The organism is Planomonospora sp. ID67723, from assembly GCF_015711605.1.
Lineage (GTDB): Bacteria > Actinomycetota > Actinomycetes > Streptosporangiales > Streptosporangiaceae > Planomonospora_A.
On record NZ_JABTEZ010000003.1, the window covers coordinates 857,826 to 884,207 of the forward strand.

Here is a 26,382-nt window from a genome sequence, read left to right on the forward strand (position 1 = left end):
GTCGGCCATGGTCATTCGGCGTCCCGGGCGGGGTAGGGCGGGGTGTTCAGGCGCGGGGTCGCGCGGGGAGCGGGGAGGCTGCCGTATCGCGTGGCAGTTCGTCGATCGCGTGAGGGCTGACGCCGCGCACGAGCAGGTAGCCGATCATCCAGAACTCGCCTGCGGTCGAGGGAAGTACCAGGGCGTCGGCGACGACCGCAGCCTGGGGAGCGAGGTACCTGACGAACACGCTCAGCAGGTAGCCGACGCCGCCCGCGACGAGGAGCCAGCCCAGCGGCCGGGGCATCCACCGCGAGCGCAGCACGCACCAGCCCATCGGGATGAGCCACAGGCCGAAGAACAGCGCGCCTACGCCCCACAGGTCGCCGCTGAGGACGTACAGGAGCTGGACGGTGGCTGCCGCGTCGCCGATGGGATCGGTCGCGACCGTGACCGCGCTGGCGAGAAGCGCCGCGCTGGCGAGGATCGCGACCGCGTTGACGAGGCCGAAGGCGGCGATGCTGCCGGCGGCGAAGGGGCCCGCAGTGCGGAACAGGCGGTAGAACCACATGGCGGTGAGCGCTTGGGTCAGGACGACGAGCAGCTCGACGGCGATGCCTGTGCGCGCCAGCGACTCGTGCTCGACCAGGCGGGCAAGCGTCGCGGTGGGGTCGTCGGCGACGAACAGTCGCGACCGGATGAGCAGGAAGCCGAGCAAGCCGCTGATGGCGAGGCCGAGGTAGAGCAGCCCGGTCGTGCGGGCGCTGCGGATCAGTGGGTGCATCGTGGCCCCCCCTTTCTCTGGTGCGTCAGTGGCCGACGACGTCGTTCGGGGGCCGACGGGCTGCGCCGATAATCTGTCTTATGCTGTAAGGTAACCATACGGCGTAAGGTGCTGGCAAGGGTCGGGAGACAGATGGATGAGAAGACCTTTCGGGAGCCACTCAGTCGCGAGCGGGTGCTGGCGGCGGCGGTCGCCCTGGCGGATGCAGAGGGAATCAAGGCGCTGACGATGCGCCGCCTCGCCGCCGACCTCGGCGTCGAGGCCATGTCGCTGTACTACTACCTGCCCGGAAAGGAAGGCCTGCTCGACGGCCTCGCCGACACCGTCGTCGGTGAGCTCAACACCGCGGTCAGCCGCATCGAGACCGCCGGGGTCGGCCAGGACTGGCGTACCCGACTGCGGCAGAGGTTCCTTGCGGCGCGTGAGGTCATGCTCCGGCATCCGTGGGCGCCCGGGCTCCTTGGCACACGCACGACCATCCCGGCCGGCGTGTACGCCCACTACGACGGGATCGTGGCCACGCTCATCAGCGGCGGGTTCTCCTACCGGCTTGCACACCGGGCGCTGCACGCGTTCGGCAGCCTGGCGCTCGGGTTCGCTTCCGAGATCTTCAGCCCTGCCTCGGCGGGCGGGAGCATGGACGTCGAGGTCGCCGAGGCGGAGTTCGCCGCGATGGCCGAGGCACTGCCCCACCTGATGGCAATGGCGGCGGCCGAGACCCACGACGTCGCCGACCCGGCGCTGGGCTGGTGCGACAGCCAGGTCGAGTTCGAGTTCACCCTCGACCTGCTCCTTGACGGGCTCGAACGCATCCGGGGCTAGGAGCACACTGAAGAGATGGAGCGCCGTATCGCGCGCCGGTGAGCCAACTGCACCGGGCCGCTCCCGGAGGAATCCAGGTCTTCGCCCCTCACCGATGTCCGCTCACCAACGTCTTCTCCTCCGGGGCGACCCTCATCAACGTGAGCTTCATCGAGGTGATCCTCGACAACGTTTCCTTCCCCGAGGGCACCTTTACGCTGGCTTATGGGGCAACACCTGCTTCCCGGTGGTGAGCGAATTCCGCAGGTAGTGCGTTCGGCAGCGCTGCCAGACGGCGCCCGCCAGCGTCGCGCCGACCGCCTGCACCAGCCCGGTGTGGGCATCGGAGACGACCAGCTGCACCCCCGGCAGGCCGCGGGCCACCAGGCCGCGCAGGAAACCCAGCCAGCCCGCACCGTCCTCGACGGAGGTCACCTCCAGCCCGAGGATCTCCCGGCGGCCGTCGGCGTTGACCGCGGTGGCGACCAGCACGTGCACGTTCACGGTCCGGCCTCCTCGCGGACCTTCTGCGTCAACGCGTCCAGCCATGGGAACGCGTACGGGCCGCCGTCCAGCGGGCGGGTCCGGAACGCCTGCACCTGCCCGTCCAGCACCTTGGCCATCTCGCTCACCTGGCTTTTCGAGATCCCGGTGACGCCGAGTTGCTCGATCAGCTTGTCGACCCGGCGGGTGGAGACGCCCAGCAGGTAGCTGGTGGCCACCACGCTGATGAGGGCTTGTTCGGCACGGCGGCGGCGCTGCAGCAGCCGGTCGGGGAAGTAGCTGCCCGAGCGCAGCGTGGGGATGGCCAGCTCGACGGTGTGGCTGTTGCGCTATTGCAGGCGGCTTGATTCAGAGGTGCTCGGCCGAGCGGAGCGAATATGGGGGGCCTGCTGGTTGTGGTTGCGTAAGGGCGCAGGAAGGCAGGAGGGCTTGCAAGCCGCCGCGGTTCAGACGGTGAGAGCAGCTGAACGTCGGGCCGGAGCCAGGCGGCAGAACTCGCCGATGTTGAGGACCAGCTCGGCAAAGATGAGTTCGGCTTGGCAGGCGGCCAGGCCCCGCCGGGCGAAGCGCCGCAGGGCGGTGCGGTCCTTGAGATGAGCGTTGACGGGTTCGACGGTGGCACCGCGCCGTCTATAGAGGGCGGCGCCTTCTTCAGTGGCCAAGCGATGGATCATGAGGGTGGCCGGATCGGCGTTTTGGGGCGGCCGGTCGTGGTCCTGGCCGGGCTGGGGCCGAGCCGCGTTCTTGCCGGGCGCGATGAGCCGGTCGGGGCCGGGGACGGTGAGGTTGTCCTGGGTCCAGTAGCCGGCATCGAACAGCAGGGTCCCGATCCAGTCGGCCAAGCAGGGGCAGTCGGTGTCGTCGCAGCCGCGAGGGCGGTTGCCGGACTCGCACGTGGCCGAGGTGAGACAACATCGGTCCAGCTTCGGGCACTGGCCCAGGCATCGTGCTTGATGAACCAGCAGCGCCGCGTTCGCGGTGATCTTCGTGCCGTCCACGGCGATGGCGCCCAGCCGCCCCAGCCCGGCCTTCGCGCAGATCAGCAGCACCTGGGTGAACAGCTCCTGCACGAAGTGCTGGTGCCGCTGGCGGAACCGTGCGATCACCGTGTGATCGGGCACCTGCAGTCCGCAGATCACCCGCATCGCGACATCTGTCCGGCAGAGCCGCTCGATCTGTCGTGACGACCGCACACCCGCCGAATACGCATAGATCAACAGCGACAGCAGCATCCGAGGATCGTAGGCGCGGCGGCCGGGCCCGCTCTGGGCATAGCGCGCTTCCAACGCTGCGACGTCCAGGTGTTCGACCACCTCGAGCAGCACCCACACCACATGATCGTCGGGCAGCCATTCGCGCATATCCACCGGCAGCAGGAACTGCTGATCTCGATCAACCCGTCGGAAACCCCTCGCCATCCGCTCATCCAACGATCCCCGGCCTGGTGAATCCGCTGCTCGAGACGATTGCGTTCAAAAAGCAACAGCCACGGTGCCGGCGCGGGTGTCCCAGTCCCGGGACCGGTAGCCGTTGCGCCGGTTGGCCTGTTCTTTGTGGCGTTTGCCGTTATCATCACGGTCCCAACTCATGAAAGTCGTGAACGTGATGTCCAGCCTCCCCACCCCCACCACTGGCGACGACTGGGAGTCGTCGCTGAAACAGGCCTTCGGCGTCCTGTTGGGCCACCCGCTCTCGGACTTCGACTCCGGGGCGGAATACGCGACCTACTACAGCGGCAACTGGCTCTACGAAACCAAGTTCAACGGGGATCCAGCGTGGCTGGAGCCGACCGCTCTCGCCGGCCGGGAGACGATAGCCAACGAGAACCTGCTGCTGCTCGACGAGGTGGGTTACCCGAAGCTCCGGTTCGACGCGAGTCGGTCGCTGTTCGAGATCGACGCCGCGGCGGAGTTCCCGGTCGCCTTCAAGGAAGACCTAGTGGCTGTCAAACTGGCAGGTTCTGACCGCTGGCCTCAGGTCAGGGGCGTCGAACTGGCGCGCCTGATGGCACGCCACGGGGTCGACTTCACCTCGCCGGACCTGCCTGCGAAGACCTGGTGCGTGACGAGCGCCAGAATTGCGTCGGACGGCACACTTGTCGACGCCCTCCGGGTCGCCACCGGCATGGGCGAAGGCTTCGACAGCCTTGTGCCGTGTGAAAGGACCGATGCGGAGACGGAGGCAGCCATCGCGGCCGTGGAACACGCTGGGATCCGAGCGCACCTGGGCGCGTTCTGCGATCCCCGCTCCCACGACCTCGCCTTTTGTCTCCACGACATGCGCAAGTCCAGAGAAGAGGGCGGCGCACTGGTGGCCCGGTGGGAGGGTGCTGTGGACCAGTACGAGATCACCGTGCAGCGGGTCGAGGCCTGACCCGTCACCTGCCTGGCCGGAACTGGCCTGGCCGCCCAGGTCACCTCCGACGACACCGGATAGGTCACTCGGCGGCCAGGGCGCGGGCCACTTCGATAGCCGTAGGCGCGGCAGCATCGGCTTGGTGACGTCCCCTGATAGGCGTCTGGGCCGGGTGGCCTTCCGATCATCAGAGGTGAGCCGACGGGCGTCGGGTCACACCCCTTCGCCTGACGAAGGCGCTGACCTCCGGCTGCTCCAGGCCGACAGAGACGTTCTCCGGGTAGAACATGAGTTAATGCAGCGATACCGTACGGTGCCCATGCACGGGGCTCATGGGATGTCTGGTGCGGATGGCTTCTCGGGCCCGGATGTCAGCCGAACAGGTCGACCAGCACCGCTCGCGCACGAGGAGAGATCTCCTCGCCGGGGAAGAACTGCTCGCACAGGAGAAACGCCTCATCCGGCGTCGTGACTCCGGCCAGGCCCGCCAGATGGCGGAGGTCGTCCACATCGCGGGTCCGCGCGGCCATGGCCTTCATCGCGAAGATGTGCTCAGGCGAAGCCGCCATCACACGCAGCCCCGGGTGATCGAAGACCCGCCGTTTCCCCGGGTCGTCCTTGCCGGAGATGTAGACACTGGCCTGCTCGTTCAGCCACCTGGCGAGCCTCTTCGAGCACCACTCCGTGCGGCACGAAGAGCGCATCGACATCGCGAGTGACCCTGACGGCGTCGTAAGCGAGTGCCATCGCGGCCCCGCCCACGACGAAGAGATCGGCGACGACACCGCGACGGACCAGGCGCTCTCCCAGCGCCGTGAACGCGTGCTCGAGTTCGGCCCGGCGAGCAGCCCGTCGTCGCTCACGCCGCCTCGAGGTCCTTGCTCGACAGGTAGACACCGTGCTTGCGGAAGGCGGCCGGTGCCCAGACAAGTGCGTCAGTCTGCTGGCTGGCCAGCTCTGCCGGGAACCAGGGGCGCCGGAGCACTCGTGAGGCCGTCCAGGGCGGGGGCGCGAGGTCGTGCTTGGCGGCGAGGTGCTCGGCGAGGGCGGCCAGTAGCGCGTCCCATCGCTCATCGCCGACGGGTTCCGGTTCGGCCTGCAGCAACGACGGCTGAGACTCCGGTGACTCCCAGCGGTACTCCTCCAGGAACTCCCACACGAGCTTCCAGCGGATCTTGTCGCCGGTGTTCGCCGTCAGGCGCGCGGCGAGGTCGGAAAGCGTCATCGGACGATAGGCCATCACGTTCTCCTTCCGCGCGCTCGGAATCGATGCTATCGCCTTCGACCACGGTGTTCGTGTCCGTGGACCGGTAGCCGCCAAGAGGGAAGGGGTTCTGTCACCCCCGGGTGTAGCGGTGTTTGGCACCGGGTGGGAAGTAGTGGGGGTCGCCTGCGGGGCGGAGGCGGATGTCCGGGGGTTGGCGGTGTGGGGGGACGTAGGCGGCGAACTCGCTGTTGAGGCGGAGCAGCTGGGCCAGGATCGACTCCCCGGCGACTTGGGCGATCTTGTCGGACGGTGTCACACCGGGGGCCAGTTCGACGGTGACGGCCAGGCGGCGGTCGCGGTGCTCGTCCTCGACGACCTCCAGCACGAACTTGCCCGTGACGAACCCGCTCACCTCCGGCTGCTCCAGGCCGACGGCGATGTTCTCCGGGTAGACGTTGGCGCCGTAGTAGGACACGGTGAAGTGGCTGCGGCCGAAGACATGGGCGAACGGCCGCTCCGGGCCGGTGCCGGCCGGCTGGAAGCCGTGCTCGCGCAGGAAGCCGAGCATGCGGTCGTACGGCGTCAGCCCGCCCTCGTCGGCGATGTGATAGCGGATCAGCGGGATGCCGTTGTCGCCGGTGAACAGCAGGGTGCCGTCCTGCTCCTCGAAGAAGCGGACGTCCGGGTCGTACTGGATGAGGGTCGGCAGGCGGGAGGATCCGAACAGCTCCCTGGCGAGATCAGGGCGGGCGGCGAGGAAACGGCGGATCTCGATGGAAAGCGGGGTCTCGTTGCCGAGCACGCCCGCGTCGGCGGTGCCGTACAGGGAGGCGGTGTCCCGGGCCGGGTCGGTCATCCCGGCGCGCTCGGCGACCAGGGAGCGCCACTCCTCGCTGAACACCTCCCCGGCGGTCACCAGTTTGACCGAGTAGTCGGCCCAGGGGACGCCTGCGGCGACTCCGGCGTCGACCACGTCCTTGAGGAACGGCGGGTAGCCGAGCAGGACCACCTGGTCGAAGTGCGGGGCGAGCTCCGGGACCACCCGCAGGATCTCCCTCTTGTCGCTGCCCGGGGCGACCACGGTGACGGGGTAGCCGCGCTCTGCCAGGTGGCGGCAGCAGGCGACGGTGAACAGCCCGCCGACCCAGGTGCCGAGCGCGAAGCAGACGACGGCCAGGGTACGGCGCTCGCGGGCGGCGAAGGCGTCCCGGAAGACCTCTTCGAACCGTTCGGCGATCACCTGCTCGTCCGCCGCGGACCGGGCCCAGAACGACGGCGCCCCGGTGGAGCCGGACGACACCGCGATCATGTCGCCGATCACGCCGTCCCGGCACAGGCCGGGGAGGGGGAAGCGGTGGATGTAGGTGCCCTTGGTGGTCAGCGGAAGCCGTACGAAGTCCTGATATGTCTTGACTTGTCCGGGATCCACGCCGTGCTCGGCGAGGAACGCGCCGTAGGCGGGCACTGAGGCCGCCACCCGATGGAACAGCTCTATCGCCCGGTCACGAGGGTCCACCAGCCGACTGTACGGCCTGACCCCGTGCCCCAGCCAGACACGGTCCGGTCCGGTGCCGGATGCCTCAGAGGCGGAAGTCCCAGGTGAGCCGGCCCGCCCGCAGGTCGTCGACGAGCTCCCGGACGTAGTCGAGCTCCGTCTCCAGCACGGCCCGCTGGTACTCGGTCTCCACCAGGAAGAGGCGGGGCAGGAACGTCCTGCCCTCGGCGAGCTCGCCGTCGAGGGCGGACAGCCGTGACCGGAGGCGGTCCAGGCGCTCCTGGAGCGCCTCGCGGACCTCGTCAGGTTCCAGCGCGGGCAGGAAGGCGAGGGCGGCGGGGAACTCGGGGAACTCCCGTGCCGGGGTGGACAGCATCGTCCGCATCCACTGCTTCAGCGTCTCGCGGCCCGCGCCGGTGGGCTCGTAGACGGTCCGCTCCGGGCGGTTCTCCTCGCGCGAGGTCTCGCGGACCGCGATGAGCCCGTCGCGGAGCAGCCGGTCGATCGTCTGGTAGACGCTGTTGCGCTGCGCGACGTTGACCACGTCGTCCTTGTGCCGCTCCTTGATCAGCTGCTGCATCCGGTAGGCGTGCATGGGCGCCTCGCTGACCAGGGAGAGCACCGCCATGGCCAGGGGGGACCGCCTCGTCGACATGGGATCCATCGTAGGGCTGGCCCTCCTATAGTCATAATATGTATAGTCATTACATGACTAAGAAAGCTCTGATCATCGGCGGGGGAATCGCGGGTCCGGTCACGGCCATGGCCCTTCAGCGGGCAGGCGTCGAGGCAGAGATCCACGAGGCCTACGACCGCGGTTCCGAAGGAGTGGGCGCCTTCCTCACACTCGCGGGCAACGGGCTCGAGGCCCTGCGCCTCCTCGGCCTGCGCGACCTCGTCTGCGACCTGGGCATGGACACGCCCCACATGGAGATGAGCAACGGGCGCGGCAAGCTGCTGGCCTCCTTCCGGCAGCCCGGCCGCACGCTCAAGCGCTCCGACCTCTACCGGGTGCTGCGCGACGAGGCCGTACGGCGCGGCGTGCGCATCCACTACGGCAGGCGTCTCGACGACGCCTCGACCACGCCGGACGGCGTGCGCGCCGTCTTCGCCGACGGGAGCACGGCCGAGGGCGATCTGCTGGTCGGCGCCGACGGCCTGCGCTCGCGCACGCGAACGATCATCGACCCCGCCGCGCCGCGCGCCCGGCACGTCGGCCTGCTGAACACCGGCGGCTTCGCTCGCGGTGTCACCGTGCCGGGCGAGCCGGGCACGTCCTACTTCATCTTCGGCAGGCGCTGCTTCTTCGGATACCTGATCCACCCGGACGGAGAGGTGTGGTGGTTCGCCAACCCGCCCAGTCCCAGGGAACCGACCAGGGAGGAGCTCGCGGCGATCACTCCTGAGCAGTGGCGTGCCAGGCTGACGCGGCTCTTCAAGGACGACACCGGGCCGATGCTCGACATCATCCGCGCCACCGGCCACATACCGCCCGGCTGGAACACCTACGACTTCCCGACCGTGCCGACGTGGTCCAACGAGCGCATGGTGATCGTGGGCGACGCCGCGCACGCGACCTCGCCCTCCTCCGGGCAGGGCGCGTCCATGGCCATCGAGGACGCGGTGGTGCTGGCCAAGTGCTTGCGCGACGTCCCCGGCCTCCCCGGCGCCTTCGCCGCCTACGAGCGGCTCCGGCGTGACCGGGTGGAGCGGATCGTGGCCCAGGGCAAGCGCAACGGCAGCGGCAAGGCCCCGGGAGCCGCCGGCGCCTACGTCCGCGATCTCGTGCTGCCGGTGATCATGCGGCGGCTGGCCGGGAAGAACGCCCTGGGCTGGATGCACGACTACCGGATCTCCTGGGACGACCCGGTGGCCGCGGTGTCCCGGTGAGCGGGACCGCACACCGCCGGTCCCGACGGGGCGGGGGCCGCGGGTTCCGCCGAGGCGATCGGCGTCGGCGCCGGACACCGGCCGGCGGTCTACGGCCGCCGCGCGACCAGCAGCAGCCGGGGACTGCCCAGCCGGACGACCTCCGCGGCGGTGTAGGCGTGCTGCGCGGAGGTCCCCCGATGCTCCTGCGCGCCCCGGCGGAAGGTGAAGGAGGTGAGCCAGCGGCCGTTCGCCGCGTCGTACTCGTCGACCGAGACGGCCTCGACTCCGCCGGGCGTCATCGGCGGCTCCTCCAGGGCCAGGCCCGGCAGCAGCGACTCGGCCACGAACCCGCAGTCCAGGGCCGGGGAGCCTCCCGGCACGACGAGTCCCGCCAGGCCGGCGAGGAACTCCTGCGTGCCGGCGTGTTCCAGATAACCGAAGGCGTTGCCCATGCACATCGCCACATCGGCCCGCACGCCGGCGGGGAGGGCTCGCACGTCGCCCCGGCGCAGGTCGACGCCGAGCCGTTCCTTCTCGGCGGCGGCGCGGGCGTACGCGATGGCCTCGGAGGGTGTCAGGCCGCCTTCCCCGAGTGTTCCGGACGCGCCTGCCGGACGGGGGTGCACAGGGCGATCAGCGCGATCGACAGGCAGCCGGTCCCCGAGACCAGATAGACCGTGGCGACGCCGTACTTCTCCGCGCCCCAGGCGAGCAGCGCCGCCCCCACCGGCCCCAGGGAGAAGTGGATGGTCCAGAACGCCGAGGTGACGCGGCCCAGCAGGTGATCGGGGGTCACCTGCTGGCGCAGCGACATCGAGCAGATCCCGGCCACGCTGACGCAGCCGAGATAGACGGCCACCAGAACGGCGACGCCCCAGACGTCTCCAGAGGCCCCGAGCCCGGCCACGGCCAGCCCGCAGATCACCATGGCGCCGATCCAGGAGGCGCCGAAGCCCAGCCTGCGGCGGAGAGGCGGGGTGAGAAGGGCGCCGACGACCGTGCCGACGGCGGCGGCCCCGAGGACGGCGCCGACGGCGGCGTCGGACTGGCCGAGACCGTGTTTGAGGTGGTAGATGACGACGTCGGTCAGGCCGAGCGTCAGGAAGATGAAGAAGGACAGCAGGACGGTCAGGGTGCGCAGCACCGGGTGCCGCCAGAGGAACCGGGCCCCCGCGAGCAGTTCCTGCGAGGGCCGCTGCCGCAGGGGCGGGGCCGTACCGGCCGGGTTCTGAGAGCTCCCGCCGAGCCGGATGAGGAAGACGCCGATCGCCGACAGACCGAAGCTCGCGGCGTTGACGCCGAGCGCGGCGGTCGGGCCGAACTGCCCCGAGACCACGCCCGCCAGCGACGGGCCGAGGACACCGGCCGCCGCGGCCGTCGCGTAGAGCCGGCCGTTGGCCTCGGTGACGCGGTCCTCACCGGCCAGAGTGCGCACCGCGGTGACATAGGTGACCTGGAAGACCATCCCGACGGCCTCGCCGAGCGGCAGCACCACGTACAGCAGCCAGACCTGCGGGCCGAACGCCCAGACCAGCGGGACGAGCCCGTACAGGACCATCCGGGCGAGGTCGCAGCAGATCAGCAGGGTCCGCCGGTCGAGACGGTCGACCAGGACCCCGGCGAAGATCCCCGCGCAGATCGACGCTGCGCCGGCCACGCCGGTCAACAGGCCCATCTGCGCGACGGACCCGGTCGCGTGCAGCACCAGCAGCGGGACGGCGATGTACGCGAACGAGTCCCCGGCCACGGAGAGCGTCTGCGCGGCCCAGAAGATGCCGAAGTCTCGGTCGCGCCACAACGAGCGGGCCGGTCTGTCCGTCTCCTCGGCCTGCGTCACGCCTCCGCCTTTCCGCCGCGCCTTCGTCTTCCCTGTCACGCCTTCGTCTTCCCTGTCCGCGTCGCGCCCCGCCCCTGTGCCGTGGGCGGGGCCCGGCGCCCGTGCCGTCAGTGACTGACGGGCCTCGGACGGTACGGCTCGGCGAGGAAGGCCACTTCCCCGCCCGTCAGGGCCAGGCCCACCGCGGCGACGGCGTCGTCCACGTGCCGGTCCTTGGTCGCGCCGATGATCGGGGCGGTCACGCCCGCCTGGTGGAGCAGCCACGCCAGCGCCACCTGGGCCGCGGGCACCTCGCGCTCGCGGGCCACCTGGGCGACCCGGTCGAGGATCTGCCGGTCGTTGTCGGCGTCGGTGTAGAGCGCCTCGATGCGCGCGTCGCTCCCGGCGCGGACGGTGGCCTGCTCCGACCCCGCGCGGGCGAGCAGACCCCTGGCCAGCGGGCTCCACGGGATGAGGCCCACACCCTGGTCGGCGCAGAGCGGGTTCATCTCCCGCTCCTCCTCGCGATAGAGGAGATTGTAGTGATTCTGCATGGATACGAACTTTGTCCAGCCGTTGGTCTCGGCGGTGTGCTGGGCCTTGGCGAACTGCCAGGCGGCCATGCTGGAGGCGCCGATGTAGCGGGCCTTGCCCGCCTGCACGACCGCGTGCAGGGCCTGCATGGTCTCCTCGATGGGCGTCTCGTCGTCCCAGCGGTGGATCTGGTAGAGGTCGACGTAGTCGGTGCCCAGGCGGCGCAGCGAGTCGTCGATGGCGGCGTGGACGTGCTTGCGCGACAGGCCGCGGTCGTTGACGCCCCTGCCCACGGGGAAGAAGACCTTGGTGGCCAGCACGTAGTCGTCACGGCGGGCGAACAGGCGCGACAGCAGACGGCCGGTGACCTCCTCGCTGGCGCCCTGGGAGTACACGTCGGCGGTGTCGAAGAACGTCACCCCGGCCTCGACGGCCCGGCGCACGATCGGCTCGGCGGCGGCCTCGTCCAGCACCCACTCGCCCCACCGGCCGGGGTCGCCGTAGCTCATCATGCCCAGGCAGACCCGGGAGACCTTCATCCCCGTCGAGCCCAGCCGTACGTATTCCATCGCGAACCTCCCGATCTTGGTGACCGGCCTCAGCCTAACCGGGCAGATCATCATCGGCGGAGGCGGATGCCGCCGGCCGGAAGGCGCTCCACGCCGTGATCAAGAGCAAAGAGAGGGTCTTCAACCCCGATCTCCTGGAGCCCGGTGGGAAGACCGAGGACTTCCGCCCATCGTGTCCGGCGGTGTCTCTGCCCACGCAGCGGAGCCGTCTCCGCTGCCTGGTGCCGACTCCGGCTATGACACCTGGCTGTTCGGCATATGGGCAGAGGCGGGGTTGGCCGTGCTCACTGCGGCGGGTCTCGTGCAGGCAACGCTTCCTTGGCTGTTCGTGCGCTGGTACGACCGGCGACGTAAGCGCTCACGCAGCGAGCCTTGAACGGGCGGCAAGCCGGCTGCCTCCCCTCGACGCCGTCCGGACGTCTCCGCACGTCTTCGGCTTCACGGAGAGTCGTCGGCTTACCGGAAGGGCAACGACCCCCCTTTTTTTCTTTCGCTGCGGAATTCACGGCGAGGGCCGGACGTCTACGGACGCCAACGGACGTCCTCGTGAATGCGGACCGAAGCGCTCGAACGGCGGCCGTCCCGTCGTGGGCGGCCGTGCTGAGGCCGCGTCCGCCGGGCGAGGGGACCGTCCTTGCCCGGCGCCACACCCTGGGGCTAACCTCACGATGTCCATACCGACCAGTCGGTCTTCCGGAAACGAGGCCAACCGGGCCCGCCGCGGCACGGCGGCCCCGCGATACGCCGCACGCACGGGACCGCCCCGCACGGGGTACCGCCGACAGCTGAGGAGCCGTCCAGATGAGCCGCACCAATCACCAGTACCGGCTTGCCGCACGACCGGTCGGGCTGCCGAGGCCCACCGACTGGGAGTACGTCGGGGAGCCGGTCGCCGAGCCGGGCGAGGGCGAACTGCTGATCAAGGTGATCTACCTCTCGCTGGACCCGGCCATGCGCGGCTGGATGAACGAGGGCAAGTCCTACATCCGTCCCGTGGAGATCGGGGAGGTCATGCGGGCGGGCGGCGTGGGCCGCGTGATCGCCTCCCGCAACCCGCAGTTCGCCGTGGGCGACTACGTGTCGGGCATGCTCAACGTGCAGGAGTACTGCCTGTCGGACGGTAGCGGCCTGACCAGGGTCGATCAGGCGCTGGCGCCGCTGCCGGTGTACCTGGGCACGCTGGGCATGACGGGTATGACCGCCTACTTCGGGCTGCTCGACATCGGGCGGCCCGAGCCCGGGCAGACCGTCGTGGTCTCCGGTGCGGCCGGGGCGGTCGGCAGTGTGGTGGGGCAGATCGCAAAGATCAAGGGATGCCGGGTCGTCGGCATCGCCGGCGGCGAGCGCAAGTGCCGTCTGGTGGTGGAGGAGTTCGGCTTCGACGCCTGCATCGACTACAAGTCCCAGGACGTGCGCAAGGCTCTGCGTGAGGCGGCACCCGAGGGCGTGGACGTCTACTTCGACAACGTCGGCGGTGACGTCCTCGACGCCGTGCTGGCCCGTCTGGCGCGCGGCGCCCGTATCGTCATCTGCGGCGCGATTTCGCAGTACAACGCGACCGACCAGGTCAAGGGCCCGGCCAACTACATGTCGCTGCTGGTGAACCGCGCTTCCATGACGGGGATGGTGGTCTTCGACTACGCCGACCGGTACCCCGAGGCCACCGCCGAGCTGGCCGAGTGGCTGTCGGCCGGGAAGCTGCGGTCGCTGGAGGACGTGGTGGACGGCGGCGTGCAGGCGTTCCCCGACACCCTGCTGCGGCTGTTCAAGGGAGACAACACCGGAAAGCTCGTTCTCAAGGTGGCGGATGAGTGAGGGCCTCCCGGCGGTGACCGGCCGATGCCCCTATGCTCGTGACGGTGCGACTCGACCTGATCACCATCGTTGTGGACGACTACGACCGGGCAATCGAGTTCTTCACCGGAAGCCTGGGCTTTGACCTGGTCGAGGACTCTCCGTCGCTGACCAACGACGGCCGCCCGAAAAGGTGGGTCGTCGTCCGGCCGCCCGGCGCTCAGACCGGCATCCTGCTCGCCCGCGCCGACGGCCGGCATCAAGCCGCCGTAGTCGGGCAGCAGGTCGCCGGGCGCGTCGGGTTCTTCCTCCGCGTGGACGACTTCGCCGCCGCCTACGAACGCATGACGGTCGCCGGCGTCGAGTTCGTCACCTCGCCACGCGCCGAGCCGTACGGGCGTGTGGCCGTGTTCCTCGACATCGCCGGCAACCGGTGGGACCTGCTCGGTCCTGCGTGATCGATGTGACACCGCGGTGAGGCTCACGAGCGACTGCTGCTCGGCCGCCTCGACGACCGTGACGAGCGGTCGTCGAGGCGGCCGAACCGCGGGAGGCCGGCGACGCCTCGCCCCCGACGGGCCCGCCGCCCGGCCGCCCGGCTGACAACGGCGGCGGGCAGGTCATGTCGGGAGACCGGGACCGGCGGGGTCCGAGTCCATCCGGCCGGACACCGTTTCTCCGTGCGGTCTCAAGAAGTCCCGTCCGGCGCCGATGAGACCTTCGTGACCGAGCATGTTCAGTCCCTCGATGCCCGGGACAAGGCCTTCGCCGGACTCCTGGAGCACCCGCACGCACGCGTGGCGGCGCTGACGGCTGACGGCCGCCGGATACCGGTGCCCCCGGCGCTGGGGCTCGGTGACGACCGGCTGGTTCCCGTCCCGGAGGACAACGCCAACCTTCTTGAGCTGCTGCACCCGGCGGACGTGGTGGCGGCCCTCACGACGTGGGAGCGCGCCTGCAGCACGGGGATGGCGTCACTCAGTGCCCGGATGCGTGACGATCCGGCCTGCCGATGCAAACTGACCGCCATCGACATGCGGCACCGCTACGGTGTGTTCGTCTGCATACTCGTGGAGCTCGGTGACGACGCGGCCGCCTCCGCCGATTCGAACGAGCAGCCGCTGGCGTCCTTCCGGCCCCGCTCCGCTCGCATGACCAAGAAGTTCGACGGGGTCATCACGGACATCGACGATCGGACGACCCGGATGCTCGGCTGGACCCGGGAACAGATGATCGGTGCCCGGTCGACGCAGTTCTTCCACGAGGAGGACGTGCATCGTTCCATCGCCGGTTGGCTCGACATGCTGAGCACCAAGCAGGGTTCGCGGTCACGGCTGCGTCACCGGTGCGCGGACGGCAGCTGGTTGTGGGTCGAGATAGAGAACATCTACCAGGAGGCGGCCGAGCTCGAGGCGGCCGTCATCGTCAGCCACATCAGCGACATCTCCGAGGAGATGGCCGCCTACGAGGCACTGGGCCAGCGCGAGCACCTGTTCCGCAGGCTCGCCGACTCGTTGCCCATCGGCCTGCTGCAGCTCGGGCAGGACGGTTCCGTCGTCTACGCGAACTCCCTGCTCGCATCGATGTTCGGAACCGGTGGCGCCGCAACCGCTCAGGAGCAGCTCGCGAACGTCGTCGACTACGACCGGGACATGCTGGACGCGGCGCTTCAGGACGTCCTGTGCGGAGGCCCGGATCGCGAACTCGAGGTCACCGTCCAGCTCCCCGGGGCGGGCGGGGAACTGCGTCGTTGCGCGATGACCCTGATCAGCCTGTCGGATGAGGAAGGCGCCCCCGGAGCGCTCGCCTGCGTGAGAGACGTCACCGAGAGCGCGCGTTCGCGGGAGGAACTGCGGATCAAGGCGACGTTCGACCACCTCACCGGCTGCTACAACCGTGCCTTCAGCCTGGCCGTCCTCGACCGGGAGCTGTCGGCGGAGGACCGTCGCCTCACCGGAGTGATCTTCATTGATCTCAACGAGTTCAAATCCGTCAACGACTCCCTCGGGCACGCGGCAGGTGACGAACTGCTCGTGCAGGCCGCCCGCCGCATCAAAAACGCGATCCGGAGCGATGACATCGTCGGAAGGATCGGCGGGGACGAGTTCCTGCTGATCTGCCCGAAGCTCGAACGGGCCGCCGAGGTGGTGAGCATCGCCGAACGGGTCGGCAAGGCGCTGGAGGGGGAGATCGCGTTGTCGGCCGGTACGGCGCGACTCAGCGCAGCCGTCGGAGTGGCGTGCTCCAGGGAGGGCTCCACCGGCGACACTCTCATCGCGCAGGCCGACGCGGCCATGTACGAGTCCAAACGCCGCAGGCCCCGGTGCCCGGTGCTCTTCGACGAAACCGTCGCGGAGGCGGGAACCCGGGAATGAGCGTCGGCGGCCGTCCACGGGGCCGCCTCGTGCGGGCGGGCCGCCACGGTCCGGGGGCGACCGGATCGCCGCAATCCCCGGGGCTGCGGGCGGCAACGGCCGTATCGTCGTCGCGTGAAGAACAAACAGGAAGTATGGGTCGTCGGTGATGCGTACGAGGCGTACGTCGGCCGGTGGAGCCGCCACGTCGCGGAAACGTTCCTGCGGTGGCTGGAGGTGCCGACGGGCGGGCGGTGGCTGGACGTGGGCTGCGGCACCGGAGCGCTGACGGAGACCGTCCTGGCCGTGGCGGACCCCGCTCAGGTCACGGGAGTGGACCCCTCGGAGGGGTTCCTGTCCCACGCCCGCGCGCGGATCACCGACACGCGGGCGTCCTTCCGCGCCGGCGACGCGCAGTCGCTGCCGGTGGCCGACCGCCGCTTCGACGCCGTGGTGAGCGGGCTGGCACTCAACTTCGTCCCCGACCCGCGCCGTGCCGCGGCCGAGTTCGCCCGGGTCGCCGCACCGGGCGGCGTGGCCGCCGCCTATGTCTGGGACTACGCCGAGGGCATGGTCATGATGCGGCGTTTCTGGGAGGCCGCCACGGATCTCGACCCCGCCGCCGCCGAGCTGGACGAGGGCCGCCGCTTCCCGTTGTGCCGGCCTGAGCCCCTCGGCGGTCTGTGGGAGGAGGCCGGTCTGGACGACGTGGAGGTGCGGACAGTCGAGGTGGCGACCGTGTTCGCGGGGTTCGACGACTACTGGGAGCCGTTCCTCGGCGGTCAGGGCGCGGCTCCCGCGTACGTCGCGTCCCTGACCGAAGAGCACCGCCATGCCCTCCGCGACCTGCTCCGCTCCCGCCTGCCGTACGGTCCGGACGGGGCGGTCTCGCTCACCGCCAGGGCCTGGGCCGTACGGGGCACGGCGGGCGAGCGGCCGGCGGCCTCCTAGGCCCGGCGGTTCCCCTCGCGGACGAGGCCGGCGGCTCTCGGCCTCGTCGGCCCCCCTCCGCTCAGTCGATCGTGATGACGATCTTGCCTCTGCCGTGCCTGGCCTCGATCTCCCGGTGGGCGTCGGCCGCCCGCTCCAGCGGATACGTCCCGCGCAGGTGGAAGGTGAGCCTTCCCCGGGCGTACAGCTCGGCGAAGCGGCCGAGCCGTTCGGCGGTGCGCTCGCCCCGGGTCGTCCTGACCCCCAGCTCCGGGGCCCGGCCGTGCTCCACCAGGGTGACGATGCGGTCGCGGTCCTTGACCAGTTCCAGGGAGGCCTGCAGCGCCTCGCCGCCCGCCCCGTCGATCGCGGCGTCCACCCCGCCGGGCGCGAGAACGCGGACCCGGTCGGCCAGGCCCTCGCCGTACGCGACCGGGACGGCGCCGAGGTCCCGGAGGTAGGCGTGGTTGTCCGGGCGTGCGGTTCCGATGACCGTGGCGCCCCGCATCCGGGCGATCTGCACGGCCGCTGTGCCGACCGAACCCGCGGCGGCGTGGATCAGCACGGTGTCCCCCTCGCCCGCCCCGACCGTGTCCAGCGCCAGCTCGGCCGTCTGCACGCCCGCGGTCAGCCCGCCCGCCACCTCCCACGGCAGGCCGGCCGGCTTGGCCGTGACCTGGTCGGCGCCCACCACGACGTACTCGGCGTAGCAGCCGAGCTGGGAGAAGCCCAGCACCTCGGAGCCCGGCGCCAGGCCGGTCACCCCCTCGCCCACCTGGTCCACCACCCCGGCGAACTCGTTGCCGGGAATCCTGGGCAGGTCTCCGGTGACGCCGGGAGGGGTCCAGCCTGCGCGCACGGCGGCGTCGTACGGCTGCACGCCGGCGGCCCTGACCCGTACCCGCACCTGGCCGGGCCCCGCCTGCGGGGTCGCGACCTCCATGACCTGCAGCACTTCCGGCCCGCCGAACGACGCGAACGCGGCAGCCTTCATCGGGATCAGCCTCCTCATCGTTGATCTCGCGGTCAACGATGCAACCTCAACCAAGGATGAGGTCAACTGCCGGATCCGGGCCGTCCACCGGTGGGGGCCGCGGCGAGGGTGCCGCGCCGGGGGAGAACACTGGTCGGGTGCGGTGGAGAACGCGTGGACCGAGAGAACAGGGACGGCGGATGCGGGTGGTGACCTGGAACGTGTGGTGGCGCTTCGGGCCGTGGGAGCGGCGGCGCGAGGCGATCCTGGCCGTCCTGCGGGACCTGGAACCCGACATCGTCGGCCTGCAGGAGGTGTGGGACGACGGGGAGGAGAACCTCGCGTCGTGGCTGGGGGAGGAGCTCGGCATGCAGTGGACCTGGGCCGCCTTCGACATGCCCGGAAGGTGGCACAGGCGCGCGGAGGGCGAGACGGCCGACGTCGGCGTCGCGGTGCTCAGCCGGTGGCCCTTCGCCGGCCGCGACGTGGTCCGGCTGCCCGCGGCGGGAGGGCGGGACGACGGCAGGGTGACCCTGCACGCGCTGGTGGACGCGCCGGGGCATCCGGTGCCGTTCTTCACCACGCACCTGAACTCCGCACCCCACGAGTCGGCGGTGCGCTGCGCGCAGGTCACGGCCCTGGCCGGGTTCGTGGCCGACAACCGCGGCGGGACGCCCTTCCCGCCGGTGGTCACCGGGGACTACAACGCGCTGCCGGACTCCGACGAGATGCGGCGGCTCGGCGGGTACCGGACGGCTCCCGCCGTGGCGGGCCAGGTCCTCCTGGATGCCTGGGAGTACGCCGATCCGGCCGCGCCGTCGGCCACCTGGGACGCGGCCAACCCCTACGCCGCGCGGACCTTCGAGCCGGCCGGGCGGATCGACTACGTCCACGTCGGCCCGCCCGGGCCCGGCGGTCTCGGCCATGTCCGCTCGGTACGGCGCGCGGGCCACGGTCCCGTCGGCGGGGTGTGGCCCTCCGACCACGCGGCGGTCGTCGCGGATCTCGCGGCGCAGGGGGATGGGGTGACCGCCGTACCGGGCACATGGAAGTAGACGGCTCGGCGGTGGAGCTTCGCCTCCACCGCCGAGCCGAGCAGGAGGAGGCCGTCCGCCCCTCCTCCCGGGCTGCCTTACCCTGCCGTGGAGATCTTCGAAGTGGAGATCGCTCCATCCGCGACTGCGGCGTGGACGCGAAGACATGGAAACGAGCCTTTCGGCCATGGCCCGTCTCGCCGCAGGGGGCTCTACTGGCAGAAAGTGGAACGGCCATCGGAACAAGACGGAGTCGACCGTGCTATTCACCCTGGCCGCCCTCGCGGCGGGACTGACCATCGTGCTGACCGGGGCCATGACGGGCCTGTTCTACGGCTTCTCCGTGGCGGTGATGCCGGGCCTGGACGGGATCGACGCCCGGCAGGCGATCCCCGCGATGCAGAGCGTCAACCGGAAGATCCTGAACCCCGTGTTCCTGCCGATGTTCGTCGGCACGGTGCTCGCGGCCCCGGCGGCGGGCGCGCTCCTGCTCGCCCTCGGGCAGGAGCGGGCGGCCGTGCTGTTCTTCGCGGCCGCGGCGGCGTACGTCCTGGGTGCGTTCGCGCCGACCGCCGCCGTCAACGTGCCGATGAACAACGCGCTCGACGCCGCGGACGTCCCGGCCGACCCGGCCGAGGCCGCGCGGCTCTGGTCGGGCTACTCGGCGCGGTGGACGCGGTGGAACACGGGGCGGGCGGTGTTCTGCGGGATCAGCCTGCTGCTGGCCGGGCTCGCCGTGTTCGTCTGGGGCGGGCAGGGCTGAGCGGAATGCGCCGCGCCCCGTGACGTGGACCGGTCCGCACCTGCACAATTCCCTCCATGAGCTCATCCCGGCACGACCACACCTTGCCTCCGGCACGCGTCGAGGAGGTCTCCGACGGCGTCTACGCCTACATCCAGCCGGACGGGAGCTGGTGGATCAACAACACCGGCTTCCTCGCCGGGCGGCGCGGGGTGATCGGCATCGACTCCTGCTCCACCGAGCGGCGCACTCTGGCCTACCGGGAGGCGATCAGGTCGGTCACCGGCCGGCCGGTCACCACGCTGGTCAACACCCACCACCACGGTGACCACACCTTCGGCAACTTCGCCTTCCCCGAGGCGACCGTCGTCGGGCACGAGCGGACCCGCGAGCTGATCCTCGCCGAGGGCATCCCGGACTACCGGACCATGGCCTGGACCGAGGTGGACTGGGGGAACCTGGAGGCCCGCCCGCCGTTCCTCACCTACACCGACGGGATCACCCTCTACTCCGACGACCTGCGCTGCGAGGTCCGGCACGTGGGCGTCGCAGCGCACACGACCAACGACTCGATCGTGTGGATCCCGGAGCGGCGGCTGCTGTTCTCCGGAGACCTGATCTTCAACGGCGGCACGCCGTTCGTCCTGATGGGATCGGTCCGGGGCTCGCTGAAGGTGCTCGACGACCTCGAGGCGCTGGGCGCCCGGACGATCGTGCCGGGGCACGGCGGGGTCTGCGGACCGGGCGCCGTCGACCGCGTGCGGCGATACCTGCGGTTCGTGCTGGACACCGCCGAGCGCGGCCGGGCGGCCGGTCTCTCACCGCTGGAGACGGCGCGCGAGACCGACCTGGGAGAGTACGGCGAGCTGCTCGACTCCGAGCGCATCGTCGGCAACCTGCACCGGGCCTACGCCGAGCTCGACGGCCTGCCCCCGGGCGAGCCGATCGACGTGACGACCGCCGTCCTGGAGATGATCGAGTTCAATGGGGGCAGGCCGCTGACCTGCCTGGCGTGAGCGTGCCCGCCCCGTGTCACCGCCCGGCCGCGCGACGGGCGGCCGGAGGGTGTCAGGGGATCAGGGAGAGTGCCAGGGGATCAGGGAGAGAGGTGGCGGGACCACCACTCCAGGACGGCCTGGAAGCGCTGGAGGCGATGACGGGGCCGGCCGCTCCGCGTGAGCTCGTGGCCCTCGCCCGGGAAGAGCAGGAACTCGGCCGGGACGCCGTTCCGGCGCAGGGCGACGAACATCCGCTGAGCCTGCTCGACCGGGCAGCGCCAGTCCTCCTCCGAGTGGACCACGGCGAACGGCAGCGTGATCCGGTCGGCGTGGTAGAGCGGGCTCATCGCGCGCTGGGCCTCCGGGTCGGGGCCGCAGTAGGCCTCGGCGAAGAACCAGCCGATGTCGGAGGAGCCGACGAAGGAGTCCCAGGCGTTGACCGCGCGCTCGCTCCAGGCGGCCTGGAACCGGGCCCCGTGGTGGGCGGCGAGCCAGCTGGTCATGAACCCGCCGTAGGAGCCGCCCATCACGCCCACCCGCTCCGGGTCGCACGCGGGCTCGGCCAGCGCCGCGTCCAGCAGCGCGAGCACGTCCTCGGCGTCCACGGTGCCGAGCGCGCCGATCACGGCCTGCCCGTGGGCCTGGCCGTACCCGGCCGAGCCCCGCGGGTTGGGCAGGACCACGGCGTATCCGGCGGCGGTGTAGACCTGGGTCTCGTCCAGGAAACCCCAGCCGTGCTGGTGGAACGGGCCGCCGTGAACGTTGAGCAGGACCGGGTGCGGCCCCTCGCCCTCGGGTACGGCCAGCCAGCCGTGCACGGGGTGGCCGTCGCGGGAGACGGCAGTGAGCTCCCGGAGCGGGCGGGTCCCGGCCAGCGGCCCGCAGAAGTCGGCGAGCACGGAAGCGCCGGAGCCGACGGAATCTGGGAGCCGGCCGGGGGCGGAGGCCGCGGCGACGACCTGGCCCGGGTGCTCGGGGCTGGAGACCACCGCGACGGTGCGGCCGCCGTATGAGGCGAACGCCCTGACGCTCGCCCGCTCACCCAGCACGACCGGCAGCTTCTCCAGCGACGTCCCGGCGGAGTCGTGCGGCACCAGGCGCAGCTCGACCGCGCCGCGCACCCGCACCGCGACCAGCACCCCGTCTTCGACCGGGACGGGGGGCAGCTGCTCGCAGTCGACCGACTCCTCCTCGGTCAGCCGCGTCCCCTCCACGGGCTCGCCGCCGATCCACGGGGTGGCGCGGTACAGCCCGGTGTTGCGGGCCACCGCGTGCACGCCGGAGAACTCCGCGCCGAGATAGAACACGTCATCGCTCAGTGTGACGGGCAGGACGGCCGAGCCGGCGCTGCGGACCGCGAGGACCGGTTCGCCGCCGAGGGCCGGGACCGCGTACAGGTCGGTGTGCAGGTTGTCAGGGTCGAGGTCGCGCGGGGCGGAGACGAGCACGTGCTCGTCGTACCAGCAGGGGGCCTCGACGTCGCAGCGGCCGTCGGTCAGCGGCACCGGCTGGGGGATGTCGGCCAGGGCGTTGACGACGTACAGCACCTGGGGCCGGTCCAGGACGAAGCCGGCGCCGTCCCCCCGGTAGCGGAAGCCGGTGATCCGGCGCGGCGCCTCGGCCGCGGCGCCCACTCCCTCCGCGGTGCCGTAGCGGCCGGGCTCGGGGACGCGCGCGACGAAGGCGATCCGCCGCGAGTCGGGCGCCCAGACCGGGACGCCCGCGCCGAGTGGCAGGTCGGTGATGGGGCGGGCCTCGCCGCCCCCGGTCGGCATCACGTGCAGTTGCGGCTTGCCGCCCCCGCTCGCGCGCAGGAAGGCCACCCAGGCGCCGTCGGGGGAGATCCGGGGCGCGGTGTCGTGGTCGCCGTAGGTGAAGCGTGCGGGCGGGCCCTCGTGCGGGATCCGCCACAGGCTTCCCCGGTAGGCGTCCGCCTCCAGGTCGGGGTGGGTCACGTCGGTCAGAAGAAGGTCGCCGCGGAGGGCGACGGTGCCGGGGACGTGCAGCAGGGCGAGGTCTTCTGGGCGCATGGCCTGGGACGTTATCACCGAGGGCGGAGGGGCATACCTCGCCCTGATCATCACCTGGAGAACGGTATGCCCCGTCCTGGCACTGCCCAGACGGAATGGGGGGTAGCGGTTGAGTGACCGAAGAAGTCATGACACGTTGGGATAAAGCCGTTGAATGGACATTCCGTGGTCTCTGCCAGAAGAGTGATCTCCCGCTTCGTATACGGCACTCGCTACGACAACATCCCCTGGGGGCAGCGGGTCTACGTCCGCCCGGGCGAGCGCCTCGCCCGGGAGGTCCAGTGGAGGATGCGGCTGCGCCGGGCGCCGGTGATCGCGTTGCAGGACTACCAGGAGCGGACGGGCCTGGGGGAGATCGAGGAGTTCGTCACCTGCCACATGTGCGGTGACACCCGGCAGCAGCCGCTGTTCCGTCCCGCCGACGGCAAGGGGAAGTGGACCTACCAGGTGGTGCGCTGCCCGGCGTGCGGCTTCCTCTACCGCAACCCGAACATCAGGCCCGAACGCCTCGGCGACCTGTACTCCAAGAACTACAGCGGCTTCCTCACCGGTGATTACGCGGCCGGCCGCCAGCGCCGTTACCGGCTGACCATGGACGCCTTCAGCCCGGTCTTCGACCAGGGCCGCGACGGCGACCGGGACCGGCGGCTGCTGGACTTCGGCTGCGGAGCGGGGCTCTTCCTGGAACTGGCCGAGGAGCGCGGGTTCGACGCGGTCGGCATCGACCTGTCACCCGACTCGGTGGCCGAGGCCAACCGGCGGCTCACCCGGGCGCGGGCCTACCATGGAGTCCCCCTGGACGTGCCGGAGATCGCCGGGGGCGGCTTCGACGTGATCACCCTCTGGTCGGTCCTGGCCCACCTGCCCCGGCCGATCCAGGACTTCAAGATGTTCCGCAGCCTGCTCGGGCCGGGAGGGGTGTTGCTGATCCTCACGGTCAACGCCGCGTCCCTGCAGCTCAAGGCATACGGCAGCAAGTGGAACGGGTTCACCAAGAACCACCTGATGTTCTACTCGGCCGAGACCATGCCCGCGCTGCTGCGCCGTACCGGTTTCGCCGGGGTGGCCTTCGCCCCCTTCTACGGCGACACCGTCGAGGCGGGCACCACCAAGCTGCCCGAGCCGCTGCGGCGGCGGCTGCGGCGCAACGTCAAGGCCGCCGACGGCGGCAACATGCTGCGCGCGCTGGCGTTCGCCGACGAGGAGGCGATCGAGAGGTGGGGCGCGGGCCTGGAGGTCCGCAGCCTGGCGGCGGACGGGGCCGTCACCCTCTAGCCCGGCTCAGAGGAGCGTGAGGCCGCCGTCCACGGCGAGGACCTGGCCGGTGACGTAGCTCGCCTCCTCCGAGAGCAGGAACGCCACGACGTTCGCCACCTCCCAGGCGGTGCCCTGGCGGCCCATCGGGACCATCACCCGGTCCCGGTGCTCCCAGAGCTTGGCCGCGTCCCGGCCGAGCGGGGTGTCGATCAGACCCGGCGCGACCAGGTTGGCCCTGATCCCCAGGCCCGCGCCCTCCAGCGCGACGTGCCTGGCCAGGCCGGCCAGGCCCGCCTTGGAGGCGTCGTAGGCCGGGATCAGGCTCCCGGGCCGCAGCCCGGCCACCGATCCGATGAAGACGATGGACGAGCCGGGGCCGAGCAGCGGCAGCGCGCCCCGGCAGACCAGGAAATGGCCGCGCAGGTTGACGGAGAAGACCCGGTCCCAGTCGTCGGCGCTGGTCCCGGCGAGGGCGAGCCCGGCGCCGATCGCGGCGTTCAGCACGATCCCGTCCACCGGGCCGCCGGCCGTCCCCGCGCGGGCGACCAGCGCCTCGCAGGCGTCGCCGTCGGCGAGGTCCACCGCGAGCACCTCGGCCCGGCCGCCCTCGCGGATGATCCGGTCGGCGGTCTCGGCCGCCGACTTCTCGTCCACGTCGGCGCAGACCACCGTGGCGCCCTGCCGCGCGGTCTCGATCGCGATCGCCCGCCCGTTGCCGACCGGCGCGTCGGGGTCGGCCGACGGGCGGGTACCGGCTCCCACGACGAGCACACGTCTACCTACCAAGCGATCGTTCACAACGGTGATCGTAGTAAGTAATCTCTGATCCGTGAATCCCCGCGTCGAACCGCTGCCGCCCGAGGAATGGGACCCGTTCCTGACCCGGGTGGTCGAGGGCACCGGCCCCTACCGCGTCTTCACCACCCTCGCCCGTCACCCCGCGCTGTTCCAGGCGTGGATCGGCTTCGGCGCCGCCCTGCTGTACGGCACCCTGCCCGCACGCGACCGGGAACTGGCGATCCTGCGCACAGCCCACCACCGGGGCAGCGCCTACGAGTGGGCGCAGCACGTACGGCTGGCGCGCGAGGCGGGGCTGACCGACGTGGAGATCGAGGCGATCCGCGACGGCGGCACGGCCGCCGGCGGGGACGCGACCGGTGGCGGCGGCCACGCCTGGGGGCCCGCCGACCGGCTGGTGCTCGACGCCGCCGACGAGCTCCACACCGGCGGCGACCTGTCCGATGCGGTCTGGCAGGCCCTGTGCGCCCGCTATGACGAGCCCGGCCGCATCGAGTTCGTCATGCTCGTCGCCCACTACGACATGCTGGCCGTCGTCCTGAACACCCTGCGCGTCCAGGTGGAGGACGCGCAGGACGCCCGGAACGGCGGTGACCGGGCTTCCTGACGGTCCGGGGCCGCCCGGCGGCCGGGCGGCACGCCCCCTCGGGGCCCGCCGGCGGTTCAGCGCGGCGCGTCCTGGAGCATCCGGAGCATCCGGAGGGCGTCGTGCGCCGGAGAGCCGGTGACGGTGGTGTAGAAGACGACCCGCTGGTCCCGGTCCGGGACGTGCAGAACCTGGCAGGTGACCTCGACGAGGCCGATCAGCGGGTGGTGCATGCGCTTGCGCTGGTCGCGCTGGATCTCCACGTCGTGTGTCGCCCACATCTGCGCGAACTCCGGACTGCAGCCCAGCATCTCCGCCACCAGGCCGCGGATGCCGGGGTCGCCGGGGTAGCGCCCGGCGGCGGCCCGCAGGTCGGCGACCGCGGCGCGGGCGAAACGGCCCCGCTCCGGATCGCACAGCGGCATGCGCAGGTCGGAGGAGCGGAAGACCCAGCGGATTATGTTCCGGTCATCCGGGGACATGTCGTCCAGACCGCCCAGGAACAATCCCGCCAGCGGGTTCCATGCCAGGACGTCGTACTTGGCGTCGAGAACGTAGGCGGGTGTGTCCTCCAGGGCCTCCAGCAGGTTCAGCACGCCCGGCGGCACGTCCCTCGGAGGCCTGCTGCCCGGTGCCGGAGCCTCACCGGCGAGGTGGAACAGATGTGCGCGCTCGTCGGCGCTGAGCATCAGTGCGCGGGCCAGCGAGCCGAGTACCTGCCGGGACGGGTGCGGCCCCCGCGCCTGCTCCAGCCGGATGTAGTAGTCGATCGACATGCCGGCGAGCTGGGCCACCTCCTGGCGGCGCAGACCGGGGGTGCGCCTGCGTCCGCCCTCGGGCAGGCCGGCCTCGCGCGGGGTCAGGCGGGCGCGGCGGTTGCGGAGGAATTCGGCGAGCTCGCTGCGGTTCATGCCCCCAGCATGACGTGCCGGAGACGTCCGTGGGTGGTACCGCCGATCCCAGCCTCCGG

25 protein-coding genes and 1 pseudogene are annotated in these 26,382 nt (G+C 71.1%); 12 read left to right on the forward strand and 14 right to left on the reverse strand.

Features of this window, described 5'->3' with window-relative positions; genetic code table 11:
- Positions 1-46: 46 nt before the first annotated feature.
- Positions 47-763, reverse strand: a complete 717-nt coding sequence (locus tag HS041_RS25385) for a DUF4386 domain-containing protein (RefSeq protein WP_196443305.1) — start codon at positions 761-763, stop codon at positions 47-49.
- A 132-nt stretch (positions 764-895) separates the two neighbouring features.
- On the opposite strand from HS041_RS25385, the gene HS041_RS25390 reads away from it, so the two are divergent.
- Complete coding sequence (locus tag HS041_RS25390; protein ID WP_196443306.1) at positions 896-1,585, forward strand: TetR/AcrR family transcriptional regulator C-terminal domain-containing protein; 690 nt, start codon at positions 896-898, stop codon at positions 1,583-1,585.
- A 228-nt stretch (positions 1,586-1,813) separates the two neighbouring features.
- Here HS041_RS25390 and HS041_RS25395 read toward each other — a convergent pair.
- Together HS041_RS25395 and HS041_RS25400 are read right to left on the reverse strand one after the other, a co-directional pair.
- Positions 1,814-2,385, reverse strand: a pseudogene (locus HS041_RS25395) (IS256 family transposase); the annotation flags it as partial.
- A gap of 129 nt (positions 2,386-2,514) precedes the next feature.
- Complete coding sequence (locus HS041_RS25400) at positions 2,515-3,498, reverse strand: transposase (protein WP_196443307.1); 984 nt, start codon at positions 3,496-3,498, stop codon at positions 2,515-2,517.
- A 157-nt stretch (positions 3,499-3,655) separates the two neighbouring features.
- Between HS041_RS25400 and HS041_RS25405 the strand changes: the two genes are divergently transcribed.
- A complete protein-coding gene (locus tag HS041_RS25405; protein WP_196443308.1) occupies positions 3,656-4,441 on the forward strand; it encodes a hypothetical protein in 786 nt (261 codons plus the stop codon).
- A 353-nt stretch (positions 4,442-4,794) separates the two neighbouring features.
- Here HS041_RS25405 and HS041_RS25410 read toward each other — a convergent pair whose 3' ends face one another.
- The 4 genes from HS041_RS25410 to HS041_RS25425 form a co-directional block, all read right to left on the reverse strand.
- On the reverse strand, positions 4,795-5,133 hold the full coding sequence (locus HS041_RS25410) for a hypothetical protein (protein ID WP_196443309.1): 339 nt from the start codon (positions 5,131-5,133) through the stop codon (positions 4,795-4,797).
- A 149-nt stretch (positions 5,134-5,282) separates the two neighbouring features.
- Entirely contained in the window at positions 5,283-5,663 is a 381-nt protein-coding gene (locus tag HS041_RS25415) for a hypothetical protein (protein WP_196443310.1), read from the reverse strand.
- 97 nt (positions 5,664-5,760) lie between these two features.
- Entirely contained in the window at positions 5,761-7,146 is a 1,386-nt protein-coding gene (locus HS041_RS25420) for a phenylacetate--CoA ligase family protein (protein ID WP_307845457.1), read from the reverse strand.
- A 64-nt stretch (positions 7,147-7,210) separates the two neighbouring features.
- Positions 7,211-7,780: a PadR family transcriptional regulator gene (locus HS041_RS25425; RefSeq protein ID WP_230879599.1), complete on the reverse strand. Its 570-nt coding sequence runs from the start codon at positions 7,778-7,780 to the stop codon at positions 7,211-7,213.
- A gap of 53 nt (positions 7,781-7,833) precedes the next feature.
- Here HS041_RS25425 and HS041_RS25430 point away from each other — a divergent pair, with 53 nt between their 5' ends.
- Positions 7,834-9,015, forward strand: a complete 1,182-nt coding sequence (locus HS041_RS25430) for an FAD-dependent oxidoreductase (RefSeq protein WP_196443312.1) — start codon at positions 7,834-7,836, stop codon at positions 9,013-9,015.
- Positions 9,016-9,104: 89 nt separating this feature from the next.
- Here HS041_RS25430 and HS041_RS25435 read toward each other — a convergent pair whose 3' ends face one another.
- The 3 genes from HS041_RS25435 to HS041_RS25445 all read right to left on the reverse strand — a co-directional run bounded on the left by HS041_RS25435 (position 9,105) and on the right by HS041_RS25445 (position 11,916).
- The gene (locus HS041_RS25435; RefSeq protein ID WP_196443313.1) at positions 9,105-9,623 is read right to left on the reverse strand and encodes a hypothetical protein; all 519 of its coding nucleotides are present in this window, start codon (positions 9,621-9,623) and stop codon (positions 9,105-9,107) included.
- Positions 9,572-10,834 (reverse strand): MFS transporter, encoded by a 1,263-nt coding sequence (locus tag HS041_RS25440; RefSeq protein ID WP_196443314.1) that lies wholly within the window; start codon positions 10,832-10,834, stop codon positions 9,572-9,574. The genes HS041_RS25435 and HS041_RS25440 overlap by 52 nt, the downstream gene beginning before the upstream one ends.
- 107 nt (positions 10,835-10,941) lie before the next feature.
- Complete coding sequence (locus HS041_RS25445; protein ID WP_196443315.1) at positions 10,942-11,916, reverse strand: aldo/keto reductase; 975 nt, start codon at positions 11,914-11,916, stop codon at positions 10,942-10,944.
- 801 nt (positions 11,917-12,717) lie between these two features.
- Between HS041_RS25445 and HS041_RS25450 the strand changes: the two genes are divergently transcribed.
- The 4 genes from HS041_RS25450 to HS041_RS25465 all read left to right on the forward strand — a co-directional run bounded on the left by HS041_RS25450 (position 12,718) and on the right by HS041_RS25465 (position 17,015).
- Positions 12,718-13,731, forward strand: coding sequence for an NADP-dependent oxidoreductase (locus HS041_RS25450; protein ID WP_196443316.1), 1,014 nt, complete (start codon positions 12,718-12,720; stop codon positions 13,729-13,731).
- Positions 13,732-13,775: 44 nt separating this feature from the next.
- Positions 13,776-14,168: a VOC family protein gene (locus HS041_RS25455; protein ID WP_307845458.1), complete on the forward strand. Its 393-nt coding sequence runs from the start codon at positions 13,776-13,778 to the stop codon at positions 14,166-14,168.
- A gap of 264 nt (positions 14,169-14,432) precedes the next feature.
- Positions 14,433-16,085, forward strand: coding sequence for a diguanylate cyclase domain-containing protein (locus HS041_RS25460; protein ID WP_196443318.1), 1,653 nt, complete (start codon positions 14,433-14,435; stop codon positions 16,083-16,085).
- Positions 16,086-16,199: 114 nt separating this feature from the next.
- A complete protein-coding gene (locus HS041_RS25465; protein WP_196443319.1) occupies positions 16,200-17,015 on the forward strand; it encodes a class I SAM-dependent methyltransferase in 816 nt (271 codons plus the stop codon).
- A gap of 61 nt (positions 17,016-17,076) precedes the next feature.
- Here HS041_RS25465 and HS041_RS25470 read toward each other — a convergent pair whose 3' ends face one another.
- The gene (locus HS041_RS25470; RefSeq protein ID WP_196443320.1) at positions 17,077-17,988 is read right to left on the reverse strand and encodes an NADP-dependent oxidoreductase; all 912 of its coding nucleotides are present in this window, start codon (positions 17,986-17,988) and stop codon (positions 17,077-17,079) included.
- A 179-nt stretch (positions 17,989-18,167) separates the two neighbouring features.
- On the opposite strand from HS041_RS25470, the gene HS041_RS25475 reads away from it, so the two are divergent.
- The 3 genes from HS041_RS25475 (at position 18,168) to HS041_RS25485 (ending at position 20,759) form a co-directional block, all read left to right on the forward strand.
- On the forward strand, positions 18,168-19,022 hold the full coding sequence (locus tag HS041_RS25475; RefSeq protein ID WP_196443321.1) for an endonuclease/exonuclease/phosphatase family protein: 855 nt from the start codon (positions 18,168-18,170) through the stop codon (positions 19,020-19,022).
- Positions 19,023-19,260: 238 nt separating this feature from the next.
- Entirely contained in the window at positions 19,261-19,764 is a 504-nt protein-coding gene (locus HS041_RS25480; protein WP_307845459.1) for an anthrone oxygenase family protein, read from the forward strand.
- Between the two features lie 56 nt (positions 19,765-19,820).
- The gene (locus HS041_RS25485; protein ID WP_196443323.1) at positions 19,821-20,759 is read left to right on the forward strand and encodes an MBL fold metallo-hydrolase; all 939 of its coding nucleotides are present in this window, start codon (positions 19,821-19,823) and stop codon (positions 20,757-20,759) included.
- Positions 20,760-20,839: 80 nt separating this feature from the next.
- On the opposite strand, the gene HS041_RS25490 is transcribed toward HS041_RS25485, so the two are convergent.
- Positions 20,840-22,771: a S9 family peptidase gene (locus tag HS041_RS25490; RefSeq protein ID WP_196443324.1), complete on the reverse strand. Its 1,932-nt coding sequence runs from the start codon at positions 22,769-22,771 to the stop codon at positions 20,840-20,842.
- 165 nt (positions 22,772-22,936) lie between these two features.
- Here HS041_RS25490 and HS041_RS38655 point away from each other — a divergent pair, with 165 nt between their 5' ends.
- Complete coding sequence (locus HS041_RS38655; protein ID WP_196443325.1) at positions 22,937-24,046, forward strand: class I SAM-dependent methyltransferase; 1,110 nt, start codon at positions 22,937-22,939, stop codon at positions 24,044-24,046.
- Between the two features lie 6 nt (positions 24,047-24,052).
- Here the strand turns inward: HS041_RS38655 and HS041_RS25500 are convergent, their stop codons facing one another.
- On the reverse strand, positions 24,053-24,799 hold the full coding sequence (locus HS041_RS25500) for an SDR family NAD(P)-dependent oxidoreductase (protein WP_307845460.1): 747 nt from the start codon (positions 24,797-24,799) through the stop codon (positions 24,053-24,055).
- Positions 24,800-24,857: 58 nt separating this feature from the next.
- Between HS041_RS25500 and HS041_RS25505 the strand changes: the two genes are divergently transcribed.
- A complete protein-coding gene (locus tag HS041_RS25505) occupies positions 24,858-25,433 on the forward strand; it encodes a carboxymuconolactone decarboxylase family protein (RefSeq protein WP_196443327.1) in 576 nt (191 codons plus the stop codon).
- Between the two features lie 56 nt (positions 25,434-25,489).
- Here HS041_RS25505 and HS041_RS25510 read toward each other — a convergent pair whose 3' ends face one another.
- Entirely contained in the window at positions 25,490-26,323 is an 834-nt protein-coding gene (locus HS041_RS25510) for a helix-turn-helix transcriptional regulator (protein WP_196443328.1), read from the reverse strand.
- Positions 26,324-26,382: the final 59 nt, after the last annotated feature.

Excerpts from the sequence above, each read along its gene's own strand:
- HS041_RS25410 (WP_196443309.1), bottom strand. The coding sequence starts at position 5,133 with ATGTCGATGCGCTCTTCGTGCCGCACGGAGTGGTGCTCGAAGAGGCTC.
- HS041_RS25485 (WP_196443323.1), top strand. The coding sequence starts at position 19,821 with ATGAGCTCATCCCGGCACGACCACACCTTGCCTCCGGCACGCGTCGAG.
- HS041_RS25510 (WP_196443328.1), bottom strand. The coding sequence starts at position 26,323 with ATGAACCGCAGCGAGCTCGCCGAATTCCTCCGCAACCGCCGCGCCCGC.
- HS041_RS25475 (WP_196443321.1), top strand. The coding sequence starts at position 18,168 with ATGCGGGTGGTGACCTGGAACGTGTGGTGGCGCTTCGGGCCGTGGGAG.
- HS041_RS25470 (WP_196443320.1), bottom strand. The coding sequence starts at position 17,988 with ATGAAGGCTGCCGCGTTCGCGTCGTTCGGCGGGCCGGAAGTGCTGCAG.
- HS041_RS25445 (WP_196443315.1), bottom strand. The coding sequence starts at position 11,916 with ATGGAATACGTACGGCTGGGCTCGACGGGGATGAAGGTCTCCCGGGTC.
- HS041_RS25390 (WP_196443306.1), top strand. The coding sequence starts at position 896 with ATGGATGAGAAGACCTTTCGGGAGCCACTCAGTCGCGAGCGGGTGCTG.
- HS041_RS25415 (WP_196443310.1), bottom strand. The coding sequence starts at position 5,663 with ATGGCCTATCGTCCGATGACGCTTTCCGACCTCGCCGCGCGCCTGACG.
- HS041_RS25405 (WP_196443308.1), top strand. The coding sequence starts at position 3,656 with ATGAAAGTCGTGAACGTGATGTCCAGCCTCCCCACCCCCACCACTGGC.
- HS041_RS25425 (WP_230879599.1), bottom strand. The coding sequence starts at position 7,780 with ATGTCGACGAGGCGGTCCCCCCTGGCCATGGCGGTGCTCTCCCTGGTC.
- HS041_RS25430 (WP_196443312.1), top strand. The coding sequence starts at position 7,834 with ATGACTAAGAAAGCTCTGATCATCGGCGGGGGAATCGCGGGTCCGGTC.
- HS041_RS25450 (WP_196443316.1), top strand. The coding sequence starts at position 12,718 with ATGAGCCGCACCAATCACCAGTACCGGCTTGCCGCACGACCGGTCGGG.
- HS041_RS25385 (WP_196443305.1), bottom strand. The coding sequence starts at position 763 with ATGCACCCACTGATCCGCAGCGCCCGCACGACCGGGCTGCTCTACCTC.
- HS041_RS25490 (WP_196443324.1), bottom strand. The coding sequence starts at position 22,771 with ATGCGCCCAGAAGACCTCGCCCTGCTGCACGTCCCCGGCACCGTCGCC.